Source organism: Arthrobacter sp. JDC6, assembly GCF_056484025.1.
Genome location: NZ_CM151278.1, coordinates 108097 through 130076 on the forward strand (window position 1 = coordinate 108097; position 21980 = coordinate 130076).

General features: G+C 66.7%; 20 protein-coding genes. 14 read left to right on the forward strand and 6 right to left on the reverse strand.

The window, feature by feature from the left end:
- Positions 1–21: 21 nt before the first annotated feature.
- The gene (locus ACV095_RS00545; RefSeq protein ID WP_478222676.1) at positions 22–588 is read right to left on the reverse strand and encodes a GerMN domain-containing protein; all 567 of its coding nucleotides are present in this window, start codon (positions 586–588) and stop codon (positions 22–24) included.
- 317 nt (positions 589–905) lie between these two features.
- The gene (locus tag ACV095_RS00550) at positions 906–1463 is read right to left on the reverse strand and encodes an NAD(P)H-dependent oxidoreductase (RefSeq protein WP_018769750.1); all 558 of its coding nucleotides are present in this window, start codon (positions 1461–1463) and stop codon (positions 906–908) included.
- 119 nt (positions 1464–1582) lie between these two features.
- Here ACV095_RS00550 and ACV095_RS00555 point away from each other — a divergent pair, with 119 nt between their 5' ends.
- From ACV095_RS00555 to ACV095_RS00585, 7 genes are all read left to right on the forward strand, one after another.
- Positions 1583–2194 carry a TetR/AcrR family transcriptional regulator gene (locus tag ACV095_RS00555; RefSeq protein WP_395858357.1) on the forward strand — a complete coding sequence of 204 codons (612 nt, stop codon included), beginning with the start codon at positions 1583–1585 and terminating at the stop codon, positions 2192–2194.
- Between the two features lie 136 nt (positions 2195–2330).
- Positions 2331–2459, forward strand: a complete 129-nt coding sequence (locus ACV095_RS00560; RefSeq protein WP_018769748.1) for a hypothetical protein — start codon at positions 2331–2333, stop codon at positions 2457–2459.
- 90 nt (positions 2460–2549) lie between these two features.
- Entirely contained in the window at positions 2550–3533 is a 984-nt protein-coding gene (locus tag ACV095_RS00565) for an ABC transporter permease (protein ID WP_056392475.1), read from the forward strand.
- Between the two features lie 2 nt (positions 3534–3535).
- Positions 3536–4525 carry an ABC transporter permease gene (locus ACV095_RS00570; RefSeq protein WP_018769746.1) on the forward strand — a complete coding sequence of 330 codons (990 nt, stop codon included), beginning with the start codon at positions 3536–3538 and terminating at the stop codon, positions 4523–4525.
- The gene (locus ACV095_RS00575) at positions 4522–6720 is read left to right on the forward strand and encodes an ABC transporter ATP-binding protein (protein WP_478222677.1); all 2199 of its coding nucleotides are present in this window, start codon (positions 4522–4524) and stop codon (positions 6718–6720) included. Before ACV095_RS00570 ends, ACV095_RS00575 begins: the two co-directional genes overlap by 4 nt.
- 49 nt (positions 6721–6769) lie before the next feature.
- On the forward strand, positions 6770–8485 hold the full coding sequence (locus ACV095_RS00580) for an ABC transporter family substrate-binding protein (protein ID WP_018769744.1): 1716 nt from the start codon (positions 6770–6772) through the stop codon (positions 8483–8485).
- Between the two features lie 124 nt (positions 8486–8609).
- Positions 8610–9671 carry a Gfo/Idh/MocA family protein gene (locus ACV095_RS00585; protein WP_134164895.1) on the forward strand — a complete coding sequence of 354 codons (1062 nt, stop codon included), beginning with the start codon at positions 8610–8612 and terminating at the stop codon, positions 9669–9671.
- An 85-nt stretch (positions 9672–9756) separates the two neighbouring features.
- Here ACV095_RS00585 and ald read toward each other — a convergent pair whose 3' ends face one another.
- Positions 9757–10875, reverse strand: coding sequence for an alanine dehydrogenase (gene ald / locus ACV095_RS00590; RefSeq protein ID WP_026265840.1), 1119 nt, complete (start codon positions 10873–10875; stop codon positions 9757–9759).
- Between the two features lie 234 nt (positions 10876–11109).
- On the opposite strand from ald, the gene ACV095_RS00595 reads away from it, so the two are divergent.
- Positions 11110–12330 (forward strand): PucR family transcriptional regulator, encoded by a 1221-nt coding sequence (locus tag ACV095_RS00595; RefSeq protein WP_056392484.1) that lies wholly within the window; start codon positions 11110–11112, stop codon positions 12328–12330.
- Between the two features lie 16 nt (positions 12331–12346).
- Here ACV095_RS00595 and ACV095_RS00600 read toward each other — a convergent pair whose 3' ends face one another.
- Genes ACV095_RS00600 through ptsP form a run of 3 tightly spaced genes read right to left on the reverse strand, consistent with a single transcriptional unit; the run spans position 12347 to position 15314 of the window.
- Positions 12347–13156 carry an alpha/beta fold hydrolase gene (locus ACV095_RS00600; protein WP_223993091.1) on the reverse strand — a complete coding sequence of 270 codons (810 nt, stop codon included), beginning with the start codon at positions 13154–13156 and terminating at the stop codon, positions 12347–12349.
- 5 nt (positions 13157–13161) lie between these two features.
- On the reverse strand, positions 13162–13584 hold the full coding sequence (locus ACV095_RS00605) for a helix-turn-helix domain-containing protein (RefSeq protein ID WP_223993089.1): 423 nt from the start codon (positions 13582–13584) through the stop codon (positions 13162–13164).
- A 44-nt stretch (positions 13585–13628) separates the two neighbouring features.
- The gene (gene ptsP, locus ACV095_RS00610) at positions 13629–15314 is read right to left on the reverse strand and encodes a phosphoenolpyruvate--protein phosphotransferase (RefSeq protein ID WP_056392488.1); all 1686 of its coding nucleotides are present in this window, start codon (positions 15312–15314) and stop codon (positions 13629–13631) included.
- A 161-nt stretch (positions 15315–15475) separates the two neighbouring features.
- On the opposite strand from ptsP, the gene ACV095_RS00615 reads away from it, so the two are divergent.
- The 6 genes from ACV095_RS00615 (at position 15476) to ACV095_RS00640 (ending at position 21920) form a co-directional block, all read left to right on the forward strand.
- Positions 15476–16204 (forward strand): TetR/AcrR family transcriptional regulator, encoded by a 729-nt coding sequence (locus ACV095_RS00615; protein ID WP_026265838.1) that lies wholly within the window; start codon positions 15476–15478, stop codon positions 16202–16204.
- Positions 16205–16291: 87 nt separating this feature from the next.
- On the forward strand, positions 16292–18349 hold the full coding sequence (locus ACV095_RS00620; RefSeq protein WP_018769736.1) for a PTS mannitol transporter subunit IICBA: 2058 nt from the start codon (positions 16292–16294) through the stop codon (positions 18347–18349).
- Entirely contained in the window at positions 18349–19512 is a 1164-nt protein-coding gene (locus tag ACV095_RS00625) for a mannitol-1-phosphate 5-dehydrogenase (RefSeq protein ID WP_018769735.1), read from the forward strand. The genes ACV095_RS00620 and ACV095_RS00625 overlap by 1 nt, the downstream gene beginning before the upstream one ends.
- Positions 19513–19691: 179 nt before the next feature.
- Complete coding sequence (locus ACV095_RS00630) at positions 19692–20183, forward strand: GNAT family N-acetyltransferase (RefSeq protein WP_082581788.1); 492 nt, start codon at positions 19692–19694, stop codon at positions 20181–20183.
- 41 nt (positions 20184–20224) lie between these two features.
- Positions 20225–20665, forward strand: coding sequence for a MarR family winged helix-turn-helix transcriptional regulator (locus ACV095_RS00635; protein ID WP_056392494.1), 441 nt, complete (start codon positions 20225–20227; stop codon positions 20663–20665).
- A 28-nt stretch (positions 20666–20693) separates the two neighbouring features.
- Positions 20694–21920 (forward strand): MFS transporter, encoded by a 1227-nt coding sequence (locus tag ACV095_RS00640; RefSeq protein WP_056392496.1) that lies wholly within the window; start codon positions 20694–20696, stop codon positions 21918–21920.
- Positions 21921–21980 lie beyond the last annotated feature (60 nt).

Genomic DNA, 21980 nt, shown 5'->3' on the forward strand with positions numbered 1-21980 from the left:
TACTGATTTACCGGCGGCCGGCTACTTCAGTTTCAGGGAGTCCGCCAGGGTCTTTCCGTTGATGTAGATATCAGCCCGGACTGCACCCACTGCCTCAAGGGCGGTCTGGGTGAGCTGGGCGTCAATGCGCGGAAGGTCGCAGGTTCCGCCGGGCTTCAGCGCGCCCGCCAGGTAGACCGTGACCGTGGTGCCGTCAAAGCTGCCGGACAGGAACTTCAGCCTGGAGCCGCCCAGCGCGTTGTACAGTCCATCCGCCTGCTGTCCGCCGTCAAGGAGGGCAGCGATTGCAGCCTTCAGCCGGCCATCCCCGGCGCCGGCCAGTGGGGCGGAGGCGACCAGGCTGTCATTGCAGCCAAAGCGGATACCGTGCCTCCCGCCGTCGTCCACCATCACGAAGTAGGCCGTTACCGGCGGGGCCGTGGCGGCGGCGCTGGCCCGGGGACCTGCGGGTGCCGCTGCCTGGGGCGTACTTTTCGGCCTTCCGGGCGGTCTTCCTTGCTCCGCCCCCGGAGGGCTGCTTTCCATCGTCGCCGGAAGGAGGGCCAGCGGCGCTGCGCTGGTTCCGGCATTTCCGCCGGTGGCAGGCACGGATGGCCCTTCCGGTTGGGGGAGAGGGGCGCTGCAAGCGCTGAGCAGCAGCGCAAGGCACCCTGCTGCCGCTGCCAGGCTGCCGCTGCCACTGCCGCCCCAACTCCGTCTCTTTGCCATGCGGCACGCAATCCCATCCGGTAGGTCCAGTGGATTAACGCTACGGCGGCCCTGGTCCGCGCAGATGTCCGGAAGGTACCGGTTGGGACAAGAGTTGGTCACGGCTGGGAAGTGCCCCTTGAGCCGGCAGCGCCCGGCATGCAAAGCTGCATGCCGGGCGCTGCCGGGCTCCCTAAGCTGCCAAGTGGCGCGGGAGGTTAGGCTGCCGGTGCTGCGGCGGCCAGGGTGTCGAAGATGCCCTTGATCTGCTCCACGATTTCGGCGTCGTCCTTCGGGTGGACCTCGGCGAAGCGGACCATGGAGCCCGGGACGGCCAGCTTGACGTCGTCGAGGATCTGCGCGCCGGCGATGCCGGCGGCCTTGCGTGCCTCATCCTGGGCCCACACGCCGCCGTACTGGCCAAATGCTGTACCGACGACGGCGGTCGGCTTGCCCGCCAGGGCGCCGGCACCGAAGGGGCGGGACAGCCAGTCAATGGCGTTTTTCAGGGCGGCGGGAACGGTGCCGTTGTGTTCGGGGGTGACCAGCAGGAGGGTGTCGGCCTCTTCGGCGGCGGCGCGCAGTGCCGCGGCGGCAGCCGGGACCTGGCCTTCCACGTCCAGGTCCTCGTTGTAAAAGGGGATGTTGCCCAGGCTCTCGTGGATCACCACGTCCACCTGCTCGGGCGCGTTGAGCTGGATGGCTTCCGCCAGCTTCTGGTTGGTGGACTCGGCGCGGAGGCTGCCGACAAGGGTAAGGACTGTGCTCTTGGTCATGGAATCTCCTGGCTAGGGTCGCGGCGGGGACCGCGTTCGGGTGAACAGAGGCTCATGGAGCCTTCACCGTACTAAACGGACCGCAGTCCGCTTATATTCCCGGTGGCTACACTGTCTGTGTGAGTTCCATCCCAGTGCGGCCGGGAATGACCCCGGTAACGGCCGCGGAACGCAGCGACGCTGCCCGGAACCGGGAACGTCTCCTGCTGGCTGCCCGGGAGCTGATTGCGCAGGGCGGAGCGGCGGCGCTCACCATGGACCGCCTGGCCGGGCACGCCGGGGTGGGCAAGGGCACGGTCTTCCGCCGCTTCGGCAGCCGCGCCGGACTGATGCTGACATTGCTGAACGATTCGGAGGCCGCCTTCCAGGCCCGCGTCCTGTTCGGCCCGCCGCCCCTGGGTCCAGGGGCTGCGCCGCTGGACCGGCTCATCGCCTTTGGCACCGAGCGGATCGCTTACGTACTGGAATACGGCGACCTGGTCCTCGCTGCCGGACACGCCTCCCGCAGCAGGTTTGACGTCCCGGCCGCCGCCCTCTGGAACCGGCACGTGGAGATGCTCCTGCGCGAAGGCGGCTTCGAGTCCCCCGAACCGTGGCTGATGGCCGGATCCCTTAATGCCAGCCTGGACCCCGAGCGGCTCCTGCACCTTGTCCGCGAACATGGGGTCACCAGTGAACGGCTGGCAACTTCCTGGCGCGATCTTGTCACACGCGTGGCGGGCGGCGCGTAGATTACGCGGTGGAACGCCCTTGCGTCCAGTCAAACCAACTTCACAGAACTATTCATAACGATCTGATACGGCCCGCCTGATTTCGGGGGATTGCGGCGCTTTTCCGGTGAATGCTTGTGATAGTTTCCTCTGGAATGTGACCCGCGACATAGTCCACCAGGACCTGCCCATGGGGCTGCGGGAGGCCAGCTACCCGCTGGTGCAGAACCCGGTGAGGCGGCACAACCCGTGCTTGTCCGGGGACGACGGAAGGATCCAGCAGTGATGGTTGACTTGGCCAGCGGCACGGCACGACATCGGACATTGGAGTGTTCCTCCGTCCAGCATCCGGCGGCGCGGCCAAAGAAATAGCCCCATGCTCAAGTACCTCGCCAAACGCGGCCTCACGTACGTGGTGATGATCTTCCTCACCACATCCGCCGGATACTTCCTGGCTGTCAGCTCGCTCAAGCCGGCGCTGCTCGAGCAGGAACGCATCCCCCGGCCCACCCCGGAGCAGGTGGCCAACTCCATGCGCCTGAAGGGCTTGGACCCGGGCCTCAGCCCGTGGGAGCGCTACGTTGACTGGCTCACCGGGATCGTCACCCGCTGGGACTGGGGCCGGAGCCCCAACGGCGCCTACATCAACGCCGAGTTTGGGGACCGCGTCTGGATCTCCACCCGGCTCTTCCTGGCGTCCATCATCCTTACCCTGGTTATCGGCGTCGCGCTCGGCGTCTATTCGGCCGCACGGCAGTACAAGTTCCAGGACCGCGTCATCACGTCCTACAGCTACCTCGCATACATCGTGCCCGCGCCCATCGCGTACTTCCTGGTTCAGCTGGGAGCCATCAACATCAATGAGTCCGTGGGGGACCGGATCTTCTTCGTCACCGGCATCTCCACACCGGGCGTAGCGGCCGGCTGGCCCCAGGCCATGGACCTGGCCGCGCATTACGTGGTGCCTACGGTGGCCATCACACTCGTGGGCTGGGGCGCCTACCAGATTGCGCAGCGGCAGTACCTGCTGGACAACGTGAACGCCGACTTTGTCCGCACCGCCCGGGCCAAGGGGCTCAGCCGGAACCAGGCAATCGCCCGGCACGCCCTCCGCGTCTCCTTCATTCCGGTGGCCCAGAGCATCGCGTTCACCATCCCGGCCATCTTCGCCGGCGGCTTCTTCGCCGAAAAGATCTTTGCCTGGCCGGGTGTTGGCTCCTGGAGCATTGACGCCATCTCGCTGCAGGACGTCAACGCCGCCACGGCCACCCTGGCCTACGGCTCCGTGATCTTCGCCCTGGGCGCCATCCTGGCGGACTTCGCCACCACGCTTGTCGACCCGAGAGTGCGGGTGCAGTAGCCATGACCAACCTGAACGCCGTTGACCCGGCAGCCGTGGCGCAGGACGCGCACCTGGAGAGCGCCGACGTCGTCATCGGCAAAAACACCATTATCTTCCGCCGCTTCCTGCGGAACAGGACCGCAGTGGCGGGCCTGGCCATCTTCCTGGCCCTGACGGTTTTCTCGTTCATCGGGGGATTCTTCACCCCGTGGGACAAGGAAACCATCGACCCCTTCAACATCGGAATGCCGCCATCGGCCGACCACTTCCTCGGTACGTCCCAGGCCGGAATCGATCTCTACGCCATGACCGTCGAGGGCACCAGGATCTCCATCCTGATTGGCCTGGTGGTAGGCCTCGTGTCGGTCCTGATCGCCGCCGTCTACGGCTGCAGCATGGCCTACTTCGGCGGCAAGGTGGACAAGGTGATGCTGTTCATCCTGGAGGCCCTGATCATGATGCCGGCACTCCTGGTGGTGGCCGTCGCCACCAGCGGCGGCGCTGCGGGCCTCAAGCGGGACCTTCCCTCATGGCTGCTGCTCATCATCGTGCTGCTGGTATTCAGCTGGATGGGGACGGCCCGCCTGATCCGTTCCATGTCCATGTCCCTCATGCAGCGTGACTTCGTCAAGGCCGCCCAGTACATGGGCGTGCCGCCGCGGCGGATCGTCTGGCGCCACCTGGTTCCGAACATCGGCTCGCTGCTGATCCTGGACATCACCCGCGGGGTCACGGCGGCCATCCTCGCCGAGGTGGCCTTTTCCTTCATCGGCATCGGGATCAAGGTCCCGGACGTGAGCCTCGGCGTCCTGATCGGCGGTGCCACCTCCCAGGTGCAGACCTTCCCCTGGATGTTCTGGGTACCGCTGACCGTCATGTTCCTCCTGACCGGCTCGCTGGCCATGATGAACGACGGCCTGCGGGACGCCTTCGACCCCAGCTCCAGTTCCACCGGCAAGGCCAGGAAGGCCAAAGCCCGGACCATCCCCGCGGAAAAGAAGACGGCATGAGCAGCGAAACCACCACCGGAGCCATGGAACCCGCCCGGTCGGACGTGGAGCGCCTGCACGTGGCAGGACTGCACGCCCCTGCCGACGCAGTGCTGTCCGTCCGCGACCTGAATGTCCGCTTCAGTTCAGAGAACGGCGTTGTCCACGCCGTCAGGGGCGTCGACTTCGACCTGATGCCCGGCAAGACCCTGGGGATCGTTGGTGAATCAGGCTCCGGCAAATCGGTCACCTCGCTGGCCATCATGGGACTCCTCCCGCCCGCGGCCCAGGTCTCCGGCTCCGTCCGGCTCAACGGCAGGGAACTGCTGGGGCTGAGCGACAAGGCCATGTGCCAATTCCGCGGGAACGACCTTGCCATGGTGTTCCAGGACCCCCTCTCCTCCCTTACTCCCGTCTTCACGGTGGGCACCCAAATCATCGAAGCGCTGGCCATCCACCACCCCTCCATGAGCAGGAAGGCCAAGGAAGCCCGCGCCGTCGAGCTTCTCGCCATGGTGGGGATCCCCAGCCCCCGTGAACGGCTGAAAGCCTTCCCGCACGAGTTCTCCGGCGGCATGCGCCAGCGCGTCATGATCGCCATCGCCATCGCCAACAACCCGCGCGTCCTGATCGCGGACGAGCCGACGACGGCCCTGGACGTCACCATCCAGGCCCAGGTCCTCGAGGTGCTCCACGCGGCACAGGAGGAGACCGGTGCCGCCGTCGTGATGATCACGCACGACCTCGGCGTGGTGGCCGGGATGGCAGACGACATCATGGTCATGTACGCGGGCAAGCCGGTGGAAACCGGTGCCGTGGACGACATCTACTACAACCCGCGGATGCCCTACACCATGGGCCTGCTGGGCGCCGTGCCCCGGGTGGACGTGGCGGAGAAATCCTCGCTCGTCCCCATCGAGGGAATGCCGCCCAACCTGCTCCACGCCCCCACCGGATGCTCGTTCGCACCCCGCTGCCCCCTTGCCTCGGAGGCCTGCCTTGACGGCGAGCCCGCCCTCGCACCCGTCGACGGCGGCGCACTGCACCGTGCCGCCTGCATCAAGTCCGGATCGCTGGGCGGAACTGTGGATGTCCACGACGTGTTCGCCGCCCCGCCGGTGCCTGTGTCCCGCTTCGACGCCATCCCCCGTGCCCAGCGGGACACCGTGCTGAAGCTCAAGGACGTGCGGAAGCATTTCCCGCTGACCAGGGGCGCCTTGATCAAGCGCAGGATCGGCACGGTCAAGGCCGTGGACGGCGTGACCTTTGATATCCGCGAAGGTGAATGCTTCTCCATCGTGGGCGAGTCCGGATCGGGAAAGACCACCACGCTCCTGGAGATCATGGAGTTCCATCCGGACCAGGACGGCGAGGTGGTGATCGGCGGGCTCAGCAACAAGCAGGCTGCCGACGCAAAGACCAAAGCCAGGATGCGCCGCGAGCTCCAGATGGTGTTCCAGGATCCCACCGGCGCCCTGGATCCCCGGTTCACGGTGTACGAGGTCCTTGCCGAACCCCTGCAGAACGCGGGCATGGACCGGGCGGCCACCAGGAAGCGGATCATGGAGCTGATGAAGCTCGTGGGCCTGCAGCCGGACCACGTCAACCGCTTCCCCAACCAGTTCTCCGGCGGCCAGCGGCAGCGGATCGGGATCGCCCGGGCGTTGGCCGTGAACCCCAAGCTGGTGGTTTTGGACGAACCCGTCTCCGCCCTGGACGTATCGGTCCAGGCCGGCGTGATCAACCTCCTGGACCACCTGCGCGCCGAACTGGGCCTGAGCTACCTGCTGGTGGCGCACGACCTCTCCGTGGTGCGCCACATCTCCAACCGGGTGGCGGTGATGTACTTGGGCAAAATCGTGGAGATCGGTGCCGTGGACCGGGTGTTCGACAACCCCCGGCACCCTTACACCCGCGCGCTCCTCTCCGCCATTCCCGTTCCGGACCCCCAGCTGGAACGCACCCGCGAACGCATCATCCTGCAGGGTGACCTGCCCTCGCCGCTGCAGGCACCCAAAGGCTGCAACTTCGCCACCCGTTGTCCTGTCTTCGCGGCGTTGCCGCCGGCCCAGCAGGAAAAGTGCCTCACCCTGGAACCGCCCCTGGAAGCTGCGGCATCCGCCGCGGACCAGCAGTTCGCCTGCTTCTTTCCGGATGGGGAACTGGATGAGGACATGCTGGTGGTCCACGAACCGGCGGACCACCATGCGCCCTAGGACTTCTCGACCCACAAGCACCACCACTCGCACCAATGAAGGGAAAACCATGAGGAAACTGAACAGGATCGGCGGAGCTGCGGCTGTTGCTGCGGCCCTGGCGCTGACGGCCTGCGGCGGTGGCGGTGCCAGCGGCCCCGAAACGGCCAAGGCACAGGCATCGGGAAGCGACCTGGCCAAGCTGATCAGCATCAACGAGAAGCCGGCTGCCGACCTGCAGCAGGGCGGCAAGGTTACCCTTCCGTTGGGCAACATCGGGCCGGACTTCAACGGGTTCTCCAACAACGGCAACAGTGCGGACAACTCAGCGCTGCAGGTTCCCATGAACCCGGTCGCCATGAACGGCGGCGGCATGGGCGGCTGCTGGAAGGTGGACTTCAAGGGCAAGGTCACGCCGAACACGGATTTCTGCGAGTCAGTGGACAGCGTGGTCAAGGACGGCAAGCAGACCATCACCATCAAGGTGAACCCCAAGGCCACCTACAACGACGGCACCCCGATCGACGTCAAGGCCTTCAAGAACACCTGGAACATCCTCAAGAGCCCGGATGCCGGCTACGACATCGTCAGCTCGGGCGCCTACGAGTTCGTTGACTCCGTCGAAGCGGGCAGCAACGACAAGGAAGTCATCGTCAAGACCAGCCAGCCGGTCTTCCCGGTGGATTCGCTGTTCTTCGGACTCATCCACCCCGCCGTCAACACCCCCGAAATCTTCAATGAGGGCTTCAACGGCAACCTGCACCCCGAATGGATGGCAGGTCCCTTCAAGCTGGACCAGTACGACACCGCCGCCAAGACCGTCACCATGGTGCCGAACGACAAGTGGTGGGGCCAGAAGCCGGTCCTTGCCAACGTGACCTTCCGGCAGCTGGAAACCAGCGCCCAGATCGCCGCGTTCAAGAACGGCGAGATTGACGCGATGTCGGCCAACACCATCTCCCTCTACAAGCAGCTGGACGGCACCAAGGACTCCGACATCCGCCGCGGCCAGCGGCTGTTTGCCGGCGGCCTGAACCTGAACGCCCAGCGCATCACCGACGTCAACGTCCGCAAGGCCATCTTCGCCGCCGTCGACCGTGAAGCCCTGCGCAAGGTCCGCTTCAACGGGCTGAACTGGGAGGAGCCCAGCTCCGGCTCCATGATGCTCCTGCCGTTCTCGGACTACTACCAGGACAACTACCCGGTCAAGGAAACCGGCGCGGACGCCGCCAAGAAGGTCCTCACCGACGCCGGCTACACGGCCAACGCCAACGGGATCATGGAGAAGGACGGCAAGCCCGCCGCCTTCAAGATCAGCAACTTTGGCGACGACCCCACCACCCTGGCAGTGGCCCAGACGCTCCAGAAGCAGCTCCAGGCCGGCGGCATGGATGTCGGGATTGACCAGCGCGCCTCCGCCGACTTCGGCAAGGTCCTGGGCAGCCGTGAGTTCGACCTGAGCATCTCCGGCTACACGGTTGGTCCGGACGCCACCGATGCCGTCAAGCAGTACTACGACTCCAAGACCAACGAGAACAAGCTGGGCGACGCCGAGCTGGACAAGAAGATTGCCGACCTCGCCTCGATCGAGGACAACGCCGCCCGCAACAAGGCAGCCATGGATGTGGAGAAGGAGCACATGGCCAAGTACTACTCCATGGGCGTGGTCTTCAACGGCCCGCAGATCTCCTTCGTCCGCACCGGCCTGGCCAACTACGGCCCGTCCCTCTTCAAGAGCCTCTCGCAGGTTCCGGACTGGACCACCATCGGCTGGGAAAAGAAGTAACGTCCCTCCCGCGGCAGTAGCCGCACAACGCCGAAAGACGGCACCCCTGGTCACCAGGGGTGCCGTCTTTCGGCGTTTAACGGGTCTTGTTCGACGTCGCCACGCCAGGGGTAGCGTTGGTTCCATGACCGGAACTGAAGGCGACCAGCGCACTATCCGTACCGCCGTCGTCGGCTATGGGCTCGCCGGCAGCGTGTTCCACGCGCCGTTGCTCGCGGCCAACAGCAGCTACTCGCTGGACGCCGTGGCCACGTCCGACGCCGGGCGGAGGGCGGCTGCCTCATCCAGGCTTCCAGGGGTGGAGGTAATGCGGGACGGGGCCGCCGTCCTTAAGCGGGCAGCCGACCTTGACCTGGTGGTCCTGGCGACGCCGCCCGCGACGCACCATTCGCTGGCCAAGGCAGCGTTGGAAGCGGGGCTGGACGTGGTGGTGGACAAGCCATTTGCGGTCACCAGCGGGCAGGGGCAGGAACTGATCGACCTGGCGCGGCAGCTGGGCCGCGTGCTCACGGTGTTCCACAACCGGCGGTGGGACGGGGACTTCCTCACGCTGCGAAAGCTGCTGGCCGCGCAGTCGCTGGGAAGCGTCACCAGGTTCGAGTCGCGTTTCGAACGCTGGTCCCCGGCCATCAGCAAAGCCTGGAAGGCCCGGGCCACAGCCGTCGACGGGGGAGGCATCCTGTTTGATCTTGGCAGCCACCTGATCGACCAGGCGCTGCAGCTGTTCGGCCCGGCCGCCGTGCTCCACGCCGAGCTGAAGGCGCGGCGCTCGGATGAGCGGACGGATGATGACGTCTTCCTGGTCCTGCGGCACGATTCGGGGGTGACCAGCCACCTGACCATGAACATGCTGTGCGCGCAGCAGGGTCCGCGCTTCCGGGTGCTGGGCTCGATAGGCGGCTTCACCAAGAACGGTGTGGACCCCCAGGAGCCCTACATGGCGGCCGGCGGCAGCCCCCTGGATCCCGCCTACGGCCAGGAGGCGCCGGAGTGGGCCGGCCTCTTGGGCCGAGACGGCCACCTGGACCGGCTCCCCACCGAACGCGGCGCGTACCCCGAGTTCTACCGGATCCTGGCGGACAAGATCCTCGACGGCGGCACCGCGTCGGCCCGTCCCCTCCCGGTAGACCCGGAGGACGCGGTCGCGGCCCTGAAAATCATGGAAAAAGCGCGCGAACTGGCTTAGGCCCGTCGATTGCTCCCCACAGGGCCCCCGTAGACGCCGTTTTGAGGGCTCAAAGGGGCGAGTAGGGAGCAATCGACGGAGGGGCTTACGCGGAGACCAGTTCGTGCCAGTCCTTGACGAGGGGCAGGTTGTGGGCTTCGGACACGGAGTGGTGTGCCACGTGGCCGGCGGCGATGTTCAGGCCGGCGGCGAGGGCGGGGTCGCGGTCGAAGGCGGCCCTGACCCCCAGGTTGGCCAGGGACACGGCGTAGCGCAGGGTGACGTTGGTCAGCGCGTAGGTGGAGGTGTTGGGCACGGCGCCGGGCATGTTGGCCACGCAGTAGAAGATGGTGTTGTGCACCTTGTACGTGGGTTCCTGGTGCGTGGTGGGGTGCGTGTCCTCGAAGCAGCCGCCCTGGTCCACCGCGATGTCCACCAGGACCGAGCCGGGCTTCATCCGGGCCACGAGGTCGTTGGTGACCAGCTTGGGGGCCTTGGCGCCCGGGATCAGGACGGAACCGATCACCAGGTCGGCGTCCACCACTGACTTTTCGATCTCGTACTTGTTGGAGGCAACCGTCTTCAGCCGTCCCTGGTACTGGGCGTCCAGTTCGCGCAGGCGGTTGATGTTGATGTCCAGGATGGTGACGTCGGCACCCAGGCCCAGGGCCATGGCTGCGGCGTTGGTGCCGGCAACACCGGCGCCCAGGACCACCACTTTGGCGGGGCGCACGCCGGGAACGCCGCCCAGCAGGACGCCCTTGCCGCCGGCCGGAGCCATCAGCGAGGTGGCACCCACCTGGACGGAGAGGCGGCCGGCAACCTCGGACATCGGGGCCAGCAGCGGCAGCGAGCGGCCTTCCTGCACCGTTTCGTAGGCGATGGCAGTGACGCCGGAGTTGATGAGTTCGCGGGTGAGTTCCGGCTCGGCAGCCAGGTGCAGGTAGGTGAAGAGGATCAGGCCCTTGCGGAAGCGGTGGTACTCGGACTTGATGGGCTCCTTGACCTTCATCACCATGTCGGCGCGGGCCCAGACATCGTCCGCCTCGTTAACGATCTCGGCGCCCGCGATCGAGTATTCCTCATCGGTAATGCCTGAGCCCAGGCCGGCACCGCGCTCCACCAGGACGGTGTGTCCGTGGGTGCGGAATTCGTGGACTCCGGCCGCGGTGATGGCCACGCGGAATTCGTTGTTCTTGATTTCTTTGGGGACGCCGATGATCATCGTCTGCTCCAGTGTGCGGGGCCGGTGGGCCGAAAAAACGGAAAGGATTTCGTGTTTCAACGATAAATCCGGCTGTGAGCCACGTGACACGGAGCGGGCTTGCAGCCATGCCAAGGACCCCCGTGATTCCGCGGTTTTGACGCTTCAGTGCTCGACAGGTGTCGAGCACTGAAGCGTCAGGTGTCGCCTCGTGTCCGTTCGTCTGTAGAGCTTCCAGCGCAGTAGTGTTGCCCCATGCAGCAGCAGGGTGTGGAACAGCTCGTCGAACAGGTGGCGCAGAAGCTGGGGCGCGGCCTGTCCCTCGAGGACCTGGACGGCCTTTTGCTGGCCTACAGCTCCAACCAGTCCCACGCCGACCGGGTGCGGGTGAACTTCCTGCTGAGCAAAAAGGTCCCGGCGGACGTGAGCGCGTGGCAGCTCTCGCACGGCATCGCCACCGCCGTGCGGCCCGTTGTGGTCCCGGCCAACCCTGATCTGGGCATGCTGGGCAGGGTCTGCGTTCCGCTCATGGTGCGGGGCTTCCGCGTGGGTTACCTCTGGGTGCAGCAGGACTCCGCGGAGGAAAGCCCGACGGCGATCCTCACCCAGCTGCCGGGCGTGAACCATGAGCTTGAGCTGCTGTCCGGCCTCCTGCTCGATTCGAATACGGCCGAATCCGAATTCCGGCGGGGCCGGGAGCGGGAGTTCCTGGCCGCCTGCGCGGGAGAACCGAACGCTGTGGCCGCCGTGGCCGGGTGGAAGGAAGTCCAGGGCCGCGGTCCGTGGCAGATGGTCACGGTGCTCGATGCGGACGGCTGGGCCAGCGGCCCGGACCCCATCGCGTCCACCCTGATCCACCGCTCCACAGCGCTCCAGGCAACCGTGGGCGTGGACGCCGCCCTTTTCAGCGCCGGTACGGAAACCCACTCGGTGGTGCTGTTCCGCGAGTCGACGGGCCGGGCCAACCACGCCCAGGTCCTGGTCCACTACCAGCTGGAGCTGGCCAAACGGTCCGGCCGCCCGGTCCACCGGATCATCCTGGGCATCAGCGAGGGCTTCTCCAAGACCCGCCAGCTCTCCGAGGCATACCGGCAGTCGCGGGTGGCAGCGCAGGCGGCAGCCGTGGACCCGCAGCTGGGTGAACTGGTGGACATCCGCGCAACGGGCGTCTACCAGCTTCTCGCTTCGGCCGGGGGAGGGGTGGGGGCCTGGGCGGATTCCGGTTCGGTGTACTTCCGGATGCTCGAGGACCACGACCGCAACGGCGAGCTCATCCCGGTCCTTGAACTCCTGTATGACAACGATGGGTCCGTGCAGGATGTGGCCGGCAAGCTCCACCTGCACCGCAGCAGCATCTACAACAGGCTGGGCCGGATCCGGCAGCTGCTGGGGGTGGACCCGCTGAAGGGGATGCCCCGCCTGGAGCTGCACGCCGCGTTGAAGATGCGGCGCTGGGCGGCGAGGCCAAGGATCTGAGTACCCAGACCTGGCGTTAGGCACCGGCCCCGGTGAAGGACATGATGGCGGCCGCTACCTGCCGTGGCCGCAGGTGCTGGGCCACGTGTCCTGCCCGGTCGATCTCAACAAAGCGTCCCTGCGGCACCACCTGGGCAAGGAGGCGCGACCAATCCGCGCCCGCCACCGGGTCCTGTTTCCCGCGCAGGACCAGCACCGGCACATTGATGCCCGCCAGCCGTAGCTCCGTGGGGTAGCCCATCATCACGGGGAGCACGGTGAAGTACCATCGCGGACCGCAGCGGAAGTAGTCCGACACCACCAGCCAGTTGGAGGAGGCGCTTTCCCGGAGGAGCGAGTCCAGGAACAGTGCCAGGCCCTGCCGCCCCACGCTGCGGTGCCGCGAATCGACCACGGGACCCATCAACACCAGCCGCAGTGCCTGGTCCGGTGCGCAGAGTGCCGCCTCGATGGCGAACTGGACGCCCATCGAATGTCCCACCAGGATGTACGGGCCAATGCCGCTGGCCGTCAGAGCCTGCGCGATGAAGGCGCCGTAGTCCTCCACGGACAACTGCCTCCCCGGCCTGGGGGTGCCGGCAAAGCCCGGCAGGTCCAGGGAATAGGTGGGGGCAGTGGTGGCGAGCTCACCGTGCAGGCGGCGGAGGTAGCGGTGGGAAACGCCGATGCCGTGGATGAGGATGTATGCGGGCTCTCGCGAACCGTCCGCGCGTTCCAGCCCCGGTGCAGGTGTTCCATCAGCCCAGAGGATCCGGCCTTTCAGCCCGTGGGCTTCCAGGTCGGCTGACTGCAGCGGAGGGATTGTCCCGCCGCCGGCCTTCGCCATGGGCACTATTCCCCCGGGCCGGCGTCTGCCCCGGCGTTCTTGTCCTGCCTGCGCTTGTGTTCGGCAAGTTTCTGGCTTTCGAGCCACGCCATGATGTCAGCCTGCCGGATCCGCCGGTGCGAGCCGCGGTACTCCACCGGGATCTCACCGCGGTCCGTCATGTTGCGCAGGTAGGTGTGCGAAATCCCCGCCAGCTCTGCCGCCTGCGACGTGGTCAGCATTTCCGCCACGCTGCTCACGGTCACCGTTTCGCCGCGGCCCAGCCGGGCAAGGAGGTCCACGACGGCGTCCCGCGCCTGCCCGGGCAGCCGATGGACCGTTCCGTCGACGAAGACAGTGATGTCATTGCTGTCCTCGAGGGCGCGCGTCAGGACGCGGGCTTCGCCGGCGGGCAGGCCGGCCGTGACGCGGGGGGCTATCAATGCCATGGACGTAGCCTATCCCGGCCGCAGCCGGCGTGGCCGCGGACCCGTCAGAGCCCCAGCTCCTCCAATACCGGCAGCTTTTCCCGGACCCACGCGCGCGCCTCGGTGGCGCTCGGCGCGGACAGGGCGAGCTTGGCCAGGTCCTGGGCTTCGGACAGGGTTACCGTCTTCAGGACTGCTGCCACCGCGGCGAGGGACCGCGCCGTCATGGACAGGGTGCTGACGCCCAGGCCGGTGAGGACGACGGCGAGGGCGGGATCGGCGGCGGCCTCGCCGCAGACACCCACCGGTTTGTTGTGGCCCTCGGCCCGGGATCCTTCAACCGTCAGTCCGACCAGCCGCAGGACGGCCGGCTGCCACGGGGTGTTCAGGTTGGCCAGCGGGCCGAGCTGGCGGTCGGCGGCCATGGCGTACTGGGTGAGGTCGTTGGTGCCCAGGCTGGCAAAGCTGACTTCGCGGAGGATGGCCTCGGCGGTGAGGGCCGCGGAGGGGACCTCCACCATCACGCCGGGGGTCTTGATGCCCGCGTCGGCGCACATGGAGGCGAACCGGGCCGCTTCTTCCGCAGTGGAGATCATCGGGGCCATGACCCAGACGTCGGCTCCTGACTGCTTCTGAGCCAGGGCAATGGCTTCCAGCTGCCGGTCCAGGACGCCTGGGGTGGTGAAGTCGGTGCGGTAGCCGCGGACGCCAAGGGCCGGGTTGGGCTCCGTGGAATCCGTCAGGAACGGCAGCGGCTTATCCGCACCGGCATCCAGCGTCCGGAGGACCACCTTCTTGCCGGGGAAGGCATCAAAAACGCTCTTGTAGGCAGCAGCCTGCTCTTCGACGCTGGGTTCGGTGTCGCGCTCCAAAAAGCAGAACTCGGTGCGGAACAGGCCCACGCCCTGGGCGCCCAGCTTGGCGGCCGCTTCGGCGTCCTTGCCGCCGCCCACGTTGGCGAGCAGCGGCACCTCGTGGCCGTCCGCCGTCGCGCCCGTGCCGGTGAATTCAGCCAGCAGCGACGCCGTGGCGGCCCATGCTTCCGCTGTTGCCCGGAGGGATTCGTCGGGGTCGGAAGTGATGAGGCCGGCCGCGCCGTCCACGTACACCTCGGTGCCGTCCGGCAGTTCGTCCACTCCCACGGCGGCAACCACGGCGGGCAGGCCAAGGGACCGGGCGATGATGGCGGTGTGGGACTGGGGGCCGCCGCCGGCGGTGACCAGCGCCAGGACCTTGTTCGGGTCAAGCGTTGCGGTGTCCGCGGGGGCCAGGTCCTCGGCCACCAGGACGAACGGGGTGTTGGACGCGGGAATGCCGGGCGCGGGCACGCCGCGGAGCTCGGCCACGATGCGGGCGCGCACGTCCAGGACGTCGGTGGCACGTTCGGCCATGTAGCCGCCCAGGTTGTGCAGCATTTCGGAGACGGAGGAGCCGGACTCCCAGATGGCGCGTTCGGCAGAGGTGCCGCGGGCCACCAGCTTGGCCGCACCCTTGATCAGCATGGTGTCCTTGGCCATCAGGGCGGTGGCCTCCAGGACGGCCTTGCCGTCGCCGGTGGCATGGGCGGCGCGGTCCTTCAGTTCGTCGTGCACGGCCTGCGCGGCGGCCTTCAGTGCTGCGGTGGCTTCTTCTGCAGTGGTGTCCGGGGCCAGCTGTTCACCGGCGGGAGGCTCACTGATCGGTTTGGGCATCTGCCGGATGGTGCCGATGACGCGGCCTGGACTGACGCCTACTCCTGGGAAGTTCTGCACTGAAGGTCCTCATTCTCTGCCGGTAGACAGGCCCGCCAAGTTCCCCCGGCGCCGTGCCGGGTCCGCCGGAGGACTGCTACGTCCAGGGCGGGAAACGTGCCTGAAAAAATTGTATGTGATTCAGTTCATATAGCAACGCTATAGGTGCTAGGGTAGCGGTTATGAGTTTGGATGGCCAGCTTCCCCCCAAAATGCGGCTGCTCCGTGCTGCCGCGGAACTGCTGGCAAAATCCGCGGGGGCTCCGGTGTCCACGCGCCAGATCACGCAGCTGGCCGGGGTTTCGGCTCCTACGCTGTACCACCACTTCGGTGACAAGGAAGGTTTGTTCGACGCCGTCGTCGCCGCAGGGTTTGAAGAATATGTCGCGGGCGAAAGGGATTTCGCCCCCTCCGGACAGCCCATCGAGGACATCCGGAGAATGTGGGACAACCACGTCCAGTTCGGACTGAACCAGCCCGAGCTGTACCTGGTGATGTTCGGCAATATCCGCCCGGAGAGCCGGCCTGCCATCGTGGCGGACGCCGAGGCGCTCATGGAGGAGATGCTGAACAAGGCAGCGGCGGCGGGCCAGCTGAACGTCCAGCCCCGGGAGGCAGCCAGGTCCATCCTGGCTGCCAACGTGGGCGTGACGCTGATGCTGATTGCGGAGCCCGCTTCCGAACGCAACCTTGAACTGTCCACCATGACCCGGGACGCCATGATCTTCGCGGTGTCCGCCGAGCCCGCCAGCGGCCCGGCCCCGGGCGGCACCGGAAAGTCCTCGGTGGTGGTGGCAGCGATCGCCCTGAACGCCGCACTTCAGGCTTCGCACTCTGACCAGCTTTCCAGCTCGGAACTCAAGCTCTTCCTCGAATGGCTTCACCGGATCTCCACCAGCCCTGCCGGTTAGCCCCGGACTCCCGTAGTACCCAGCAGTACGTCGTCGTAATCATCGGACCACTCCTGCGGAGCAGCAGGAATGAGGTTAGGAAATCACATGGCAACAGAGACAGTTGCAAAACCCCGCACCAGCGCGCGCGTGCACGTCCAAAAGTTCGGGACATTCCTGTCCGGCATGATCATGCCCAACATTGGGGCGTTTATCGCCTGGGGCATCATCACGGCCCTCTTCATTGAGAAGGGCTGGCTGCCCGTACCCGTCCTCGGTGGCTTCGGTGAGACCGGCGGGAAGCCCAACGTCGGCCTTGTGGGCCCCATGATCACCTACCTGCTGCCACTCCTGATCGGATACACCGGCGGCAAGAACGTCTATGACGTCCGCGGCGGCGTGGTGGGGGCCATCGGCACCATGGGCGTGATCGTCGGTGCCGGCATCCCCATGTTCATCGGCGCCATGATCATGGGCCCGCTGGGCGGCTGGACCATGAAGAAGATCGACATGCTGTGGGAGGGCAAGATCCGCCCCGGCTTCGAGATGCTGGTCAACAACTTCTCTGCCGGTATCTGGGGCGCATTGCTCGCGATGCTGGGCTTCTTCGGCATTTCACCGCTGGTCACGGCCTTCAGCACCGGTGCCGGGAACGTGGTGCAGTTCCTGGTCAACAACGGCCTCCTGCCGCTGACCAGCATCTTCATCGAGCCTGCCAAGGTCTTGTTCCTGAACAACGCCATCAACCACGGCGTGCTGACCCCGCTGGGCGTCCAGCAGTCGCTGGACCAGGGCAAGTCCATCCTGTTCCTGCTTGAAGCCAACCCGGGTCCCGGCCTGGGCATCCTGCTGGCCTACATGTTCTTCGGCCGCGGTGCCGCCAAGGCGTCGGCGCCCGGTGCTGCGATCATCCACTTCCTGGGCGGCATCCACGAGATCTACTTCCCGTACGTGCTCATGCGCCCGCTGCTGATCCTGGCCGCAATCGCAGGCGGCATGACCGGCATCGCCACCCTGGCCGTCACCGGCGCGGGCCTGGTTGCGCCGGCCGCTCCGGGATCCATCCTCGCCGTGCTGGCCCAGACGTCCCGCGACAGCTACCTCGGCGTGATCCTGTCGGTGGTGCTCGCCGCCACGGCATCCTTCCTGGTGGCCTCCGTCATCATGAAGACCACCAAGCACAGTGACGAAACAGACCTGGGCGACGCCACCGCCCGCATGGAGGCAATGAAGGGCAAGAAGAGCTCGGTTTCCTCCACCCTGACCGGTGCAGGTGCAGGCGCTTCCGCAGGTGCCGCGTCCGGCGGCCGCGGCGGAGTGGGCGTGCTGGCCGGACCCGTCCGGAACATCGTGTTCGCCTGCGACGCCGGCATGGGCTCCAGCGCCATGGGCGCCTCGGTGCTGCGGAACAAGATCAAGGCGGCCGGGTTCCCGGACGTCAAGGTCACCAACGCCTCCATCGCCAGCCTCAGCGACACCTACGACGTGGTGATCACGCACCAGGACCTGACCGAGCGGGCCAAGCCGGCCACGTCCAGTGCCGTCCACTACTCGGTGGACAACTTCATGAGCAGCCCGCGGTACGACGAGATCGTCGAGCTGGTCCGCGAGAGCAACACGGAAGGCGGAACGTCCGACGCCGGCACCGCCCACGGTGCGCACGCCGCCGAGGCGCCGGTGGACGCAGCGCCTGCCGCAGCAGGTGCGGCAGCGGCAGCTCCTGCCGCCGGCAGCTCCGACATCCTGGCCCGCGAGAGCGTGGTCATGCGCGGTTCGGCCACCACCCGCGACGCCGCCATCGACGAGGCGGGCCGGCTGCTGCTGGCCCGTGGCGCCGTGGATGAGGGCTACATCGCCGCCATGCATGAGCGGGAAGAGTCCGTATCCACCTACATGGGCAGCTTCCTGGCCATCCCGCACGGCACCAACGCCGCCAAGGACCACATCCGCAAGTCGGCGGTTTCCGTCATCCGGTACCCGGAAGGCATCGACTGGAACGGCAAGCAGGTGAAGTTCGTGGTGGGCGTCGCCGGCATCAACAACGAGCACCTGCACATCCTGTCGTCCATCGCCAAGGTCTTCACCAACAAGGAACAGGTTGCCCGGCTCGAGGCCGCCACGTCCGAGGATGAAGTCCTGGAGCTTTTCGGAAAGGTCAACGCATAGTGAAGGCAGTACATTTTGGGGCCGGCAACATCGGCCGCGGCTTCGTGGGGCTGCTCCTGCATGACGCCGGCTACGAAGTGGTGTTCGCGGACGTGGCCGAAGACCTGATCAACCGGCTCAAGGAAGCGGACAGCTACGCCGTGCACGAAGTGGGGGAGAATCCCGCCGTGCGGACCGTGGACAACTTCCGGGCGCTGAACTCCAACGCCCAGGAAGCGGAACTGGTCTCCGAGATCGCCACGGCGGACATCGTCACCACCGCAGTGGGCCCGCACATCCTGAAGTTCGTGGCGCCGGTGATCGCCAAGGGCATCGCCGCAAGGGAGCCCGGCCGGGCGCCCCTGCAGGTGATGGCCTGTGAGAACGCCATCAACGCCACGGACATCCTGGCCAAGGAGGTGGCCGCCCAGCCAGGGGCCACCGCCGCAGTGCTGGACGGCAAGGCAGTGTTCGCCAATACTGCCGTGGACCGGATCGTGCCCAACCAGGAGGCCGGGCAGGGGCTGGACGTAACAGTGGAGACTTTTTACGAATGGGTCATCGACCGCACCGCGTTCGGTGACTCCGCTCCGGCCATTCCCGGCGCCACGTTCGTGGACGACCTCTCGCCCTACATCGAGCGGAAGCTGTTCACCGTGAATACCGGCCACGCCTCGGCGGCATACTTCGGGTTCGAGGCGGGCCTGGAGAAGATCTCCGACGCCATGGCGGACCAGGACGTGGCGGAGGATGTCCGGGCGGTGCTGGAGGAAACCAAGCAGCTCCTGGTGGCCAAGCACGGGTTCAGCAACGATGAGCAGGAAGCCTACGTCCAGAAGATCCTGGTCAGGTTCTCCAATCCCTATCTTCCGGACACCGTCAACCGGGTGGGCCGTGCTCCGCTGCGGAAGCTGAGCCGGAACGAGCGCTTCATCGGCCCCGCCGCCGAGCTGGCCGAACGTGGCGTGGTGCCGGAGGCCCTGCTTGGTGCCATCGCATCAGCGCTCCGGTTCAACGACCCCGCTGATACAGAGGCCACGGAGCTGGCAGAAATCCTTCGCTCCACCAGCCCCGCCGACGCCACGGCAAAAATCACCGGGCTGGCGCCTGGCCACCCGCTGTTCGCCGCCGTTGCCACCCTCGTCGAGGAGCGGCAGGCCGAAATGGCCGGCACCCCCGCCTGACGCGCCAACTGACACGCTCCATCATTACCTGCGCCCTCAAGCGCAACGCTCCATCAGATCCTGCAGGAATTCCGGCGACGCTCCATCAGAACGACGCCGGCACTTACCCAAGTGCCGGCGTCGTTCTTTGTCTGTGCCAAGCTGGGCGGGTGAACCAGAACCCAAATGCCGCGCCTGCTTTGCTCACCGCCGACGTCGACGGCGGGACGTTCCGCCTCAGGCACGCGACGCGTGCCGACATCCCGGACATGGTGCGCCTGCTGGCCGACGACGCCCTGGGCGCCGGCCGCGAGACCGCGAAGGATATGGAACCCTACGAACGCGCCTTTGACGCGATCCACGCCGACCCCGCCCATCTCCTGCTCGTCGGCGAAAGGGTGCCGCAGGGGAAAGAGGAGGGGCCGGTGGTTGCAACCTTCCAGCTGAGCTTCCTTCCCGGCATCTCCAGGCAGGGCGCGTGGCGCTCGCAGCTCGAAGGTGTCCGCGTGGCCGCGTCCCTTCGCGGGCAGGGCCTGGGGAGGCTCATGGTGGGCTGGGCCATCGCGGAGTCGCGGCGCCGGGGCTGCGACCTGATGCAGCTGACAACGCACCATAGCCGTTCGGCCGCCCACAGGTTCTACGAACAGCTGGGCTTCGAAGCAAGCCATGTCGGAATGAAGCGGACCCTCTGACCCTTGACCGTTAGGTTCCCTAACTGTTAGGGTACCTAACGATGACTGACGACGATCCCCAGCTCCACGAACTTGCCGGCGCCTTCCGTGAAGCCCTGCGGCACAGCGTCTACCTGGTCCGGCGCCTCGACGCGGACGGCGAACTCAGCGCCGCCCAGCTCAGTACCCTCAAGATGCTGCTCGGCGAGGGCCAGCGCGTCGGTGAGATCGCCCGGAACCTCGGTGTCCGCGTGCCCAGCGCTACCGAACAGATCATCAAGCTCGAACGCGCAGGCCTGGCGCGCCGGGAACCGGACCCGGATGACTCCCGCGCCGTCAGGGTGATCCTGACCCCCGAAGGCCGTGCCGCCGTCGACTCCGCAAACCGGCGGCGCAACCAGGTGATGGCCGCCATCCTCAGCACGCTCACCGACCAGGACCGCCAAGCCCTGGCGGAGGCCCTGCCGGTCATCGACAAAATCAACGCATCCCTCCAGAACTGAACCAGCCACGAACTTAGGAGCACCCTCCATGGAAGGCCAGCTCGCAGAAACCCTGCAAGCACCAGAATCAACCTTGACGGCCGAAAAGGCCTCATTCCTCAAACAGCCGAAGGCGGTATGGGCCACCGCCCTCGCCGCAGTGTTCGCCTTCATGGGCATCGGCCTGGTGGACCCCATCCTTCCGGCCATCGCCACCAACCTGGACGCCAGCCCCAGCCAGGTCTCCCTCCTCTTCACCAGCTACTTCCTGGTCACCGCGCTGGCCATGCTGATCACGGGGTTCGTCTCCTCCCGCATCGGCGGCAAGCGGACGCTGCTGATCGGCCTGGCCGTCATCGTCGTGTTCTCCTCGCTGTCCGGCCTGTCCGGCAGCGTCGACGAGCTGGTGGGCTTCCGCGCCGGCTGGGGACTGGGCAACGCCCTGTTCGTCGCCACCGCCCTCGCCGTCATTGTTGGGGTGGCCAGCGGCGGCGCCGGCACCGCCATCATCCTCTACGAAGCCGCACTGGGCCTGGGCATCTCGCTCGGCCCGCTGCTCGGCGCCCTCCTGGGCGGCTGGCAGTGGCGCGCCCCGTTCTTCGGCACCGCCGTCCTCATGGCCGCCGCCTTCATCGCCCTGATCGCCCTCCTGCCCAGGACGCCGCTGCCTGAGCGCAAGGTGCGGTTGCGGGACCCCCTGCTGGCGCTGGGTCACAAGGGACTGCGGACGACGGCGGCAAGCGGCTTGTTCTACAACTACGGCTTCTTCACCATCCTGGCTTTCACCCCGTTCATCCTGGGCATGGACGCGTACGGCATCGGCGGCGTCTTCTTTGGCTGGGGTGTGGCCGTGGCGGTATTTTCCGTCTTCGTTGCACCGGTCCTGCAGACCCGCTTCGGCGCGGTGAAGGTACTGACCGGCACTTTGTTCGTCCTCATGCTGGACCTGGCCGGGCTGGGACTGGCCGCGGGGCACTCGGTGCCTGCCGTCGTCGTCCTGGTCATTGTTGCCGGCGCGCTGCTGGGCATCAACAACACCATCTACACGGAACTGGCCATGGGCGTCTCTGATTCGCCCCGGCCGGTGGCTTCCTCCGGCTACAACTTTGTCCGCTGGATGGGCGGTGCCCTGGCCCCGTTCGCGGCGGCGCAGCTCGGTGAGCACTTCGGCCCGCAGGTCCCGTTCTTTGCCGGGGCGGTGGCCATGGTGATCGCCATCCTGGTCGCGTTCGGCGGCCGGGCCTACCTGTCCTCGCACGAACCGCACGTCGTGTAGCCGCTGCCGGCGCACCAACGGACAAACCCTCCATCACGGCATGTGATGGAGGGTTTGGTG

Excerpts from the sequence above, each read along its gene's own strand:
- ACV095_RS00550 (WP_018769750.1), bottom strand. The coding sequence starts at position 1,463 with ATGACCAAGAGCACAGTCCTTACCCTTGTCGGCAGCCTCCGCGCCGAG.
- ACV095_RS00565 (WP_056392475.1), top strand. The coding sequence starts at position 2,550 with ATGCTCAAGTACCTCGCCAAACGCGGCCTCACGTACGTGGTGATGATC.
- ACV095_RS00570 (WP_018769746.1), top strand. The coding sequence starts at position 3,536 with ATGACCAACCTGAACGCCGTTGACCCGGCAGCCGTGGCGCAGGACGCG.
- ACV095_RS00575 (WP_478222677.1), top strand. The coding sequence starts at position 4,522 with ATGAGCAGCGAAACCACCACCGGAGCCATGGAACCCGCCCGGTCGGAC.
- ACV095_RS00580 (WP_018769744.1), top strand. The coding sequence starts at position 6,770 with ATGAGGAAACTGAACAGGATCGGCGGAGCTGCGGCTGTTGCTGCGGCC.
- ACV095_RS00585 (WP_134164895.1), top strand. The coding sequence starts at position 8,610 with ATGACCGGAACTGAAGGCGACCAGCGCACTATCCGTACCGCCGTCGTC.
- ald (WP_026265840.1), bottom strand. The coding sequence starts at position 10,875 with ATGATCATCGGCGTCCCCAAAGAAATCAAGAACAACGAATTCCGCGTG.
- ACV095_RS00595 (WP_056392484.1), top strand. The coding sequence starts at position 11,110 with ATGCAGCAGCAGGGTGTGGAACAGCTCGTCGAACAGGTGGCGCAGAAG.
- ACV095_RS00600 (WP_223993091.1), bottom strand. The coding sequence starts at position 13,156 with ATGGCGAAGGCCGGCGGCGGGACAATCCCTCCGCTGCAGTCAGCCGAC.
- ACV095_RS00605 (WP_223993089.1), bottom strand. The coding sequence starts at position 13,584 with ATGGCATTGATAGCCCCCCGCGTCACGGCCGGCCTGCCCGCCGGCGAA.
- ACV095_RS00615 (WP_026265838.1), top strand. The coding sequence starts at position 15,476 with ATGAGTTTGGATGGCCAGCTTCCCCCCAAAATGCGGCTGCTCCGTGCT.
- ACV095_RS00620 (WP_018769736.1), top strand. The coding sequence starts at position 16,292 with ATGGCAACAGAGACAGTTGCAAAACCCCGCACCAGCGCGCGCGTGCAC.
- ACV095_RS00635 (WP_056392494.1), top strand. The coding sequence starts at position 20,225 with ATGACTGACGACGATCCCCAGCTCCACGAACTTGCCGGCGCCTTCCGT.
- ACV095_RS00640 (WP_056392496.1), top strand. The coding sequence starts at position 20,694 with ATGGAAGGCCAGCTCGCAGAAACCCTGCAAGCACCAGAATCAACCTTG.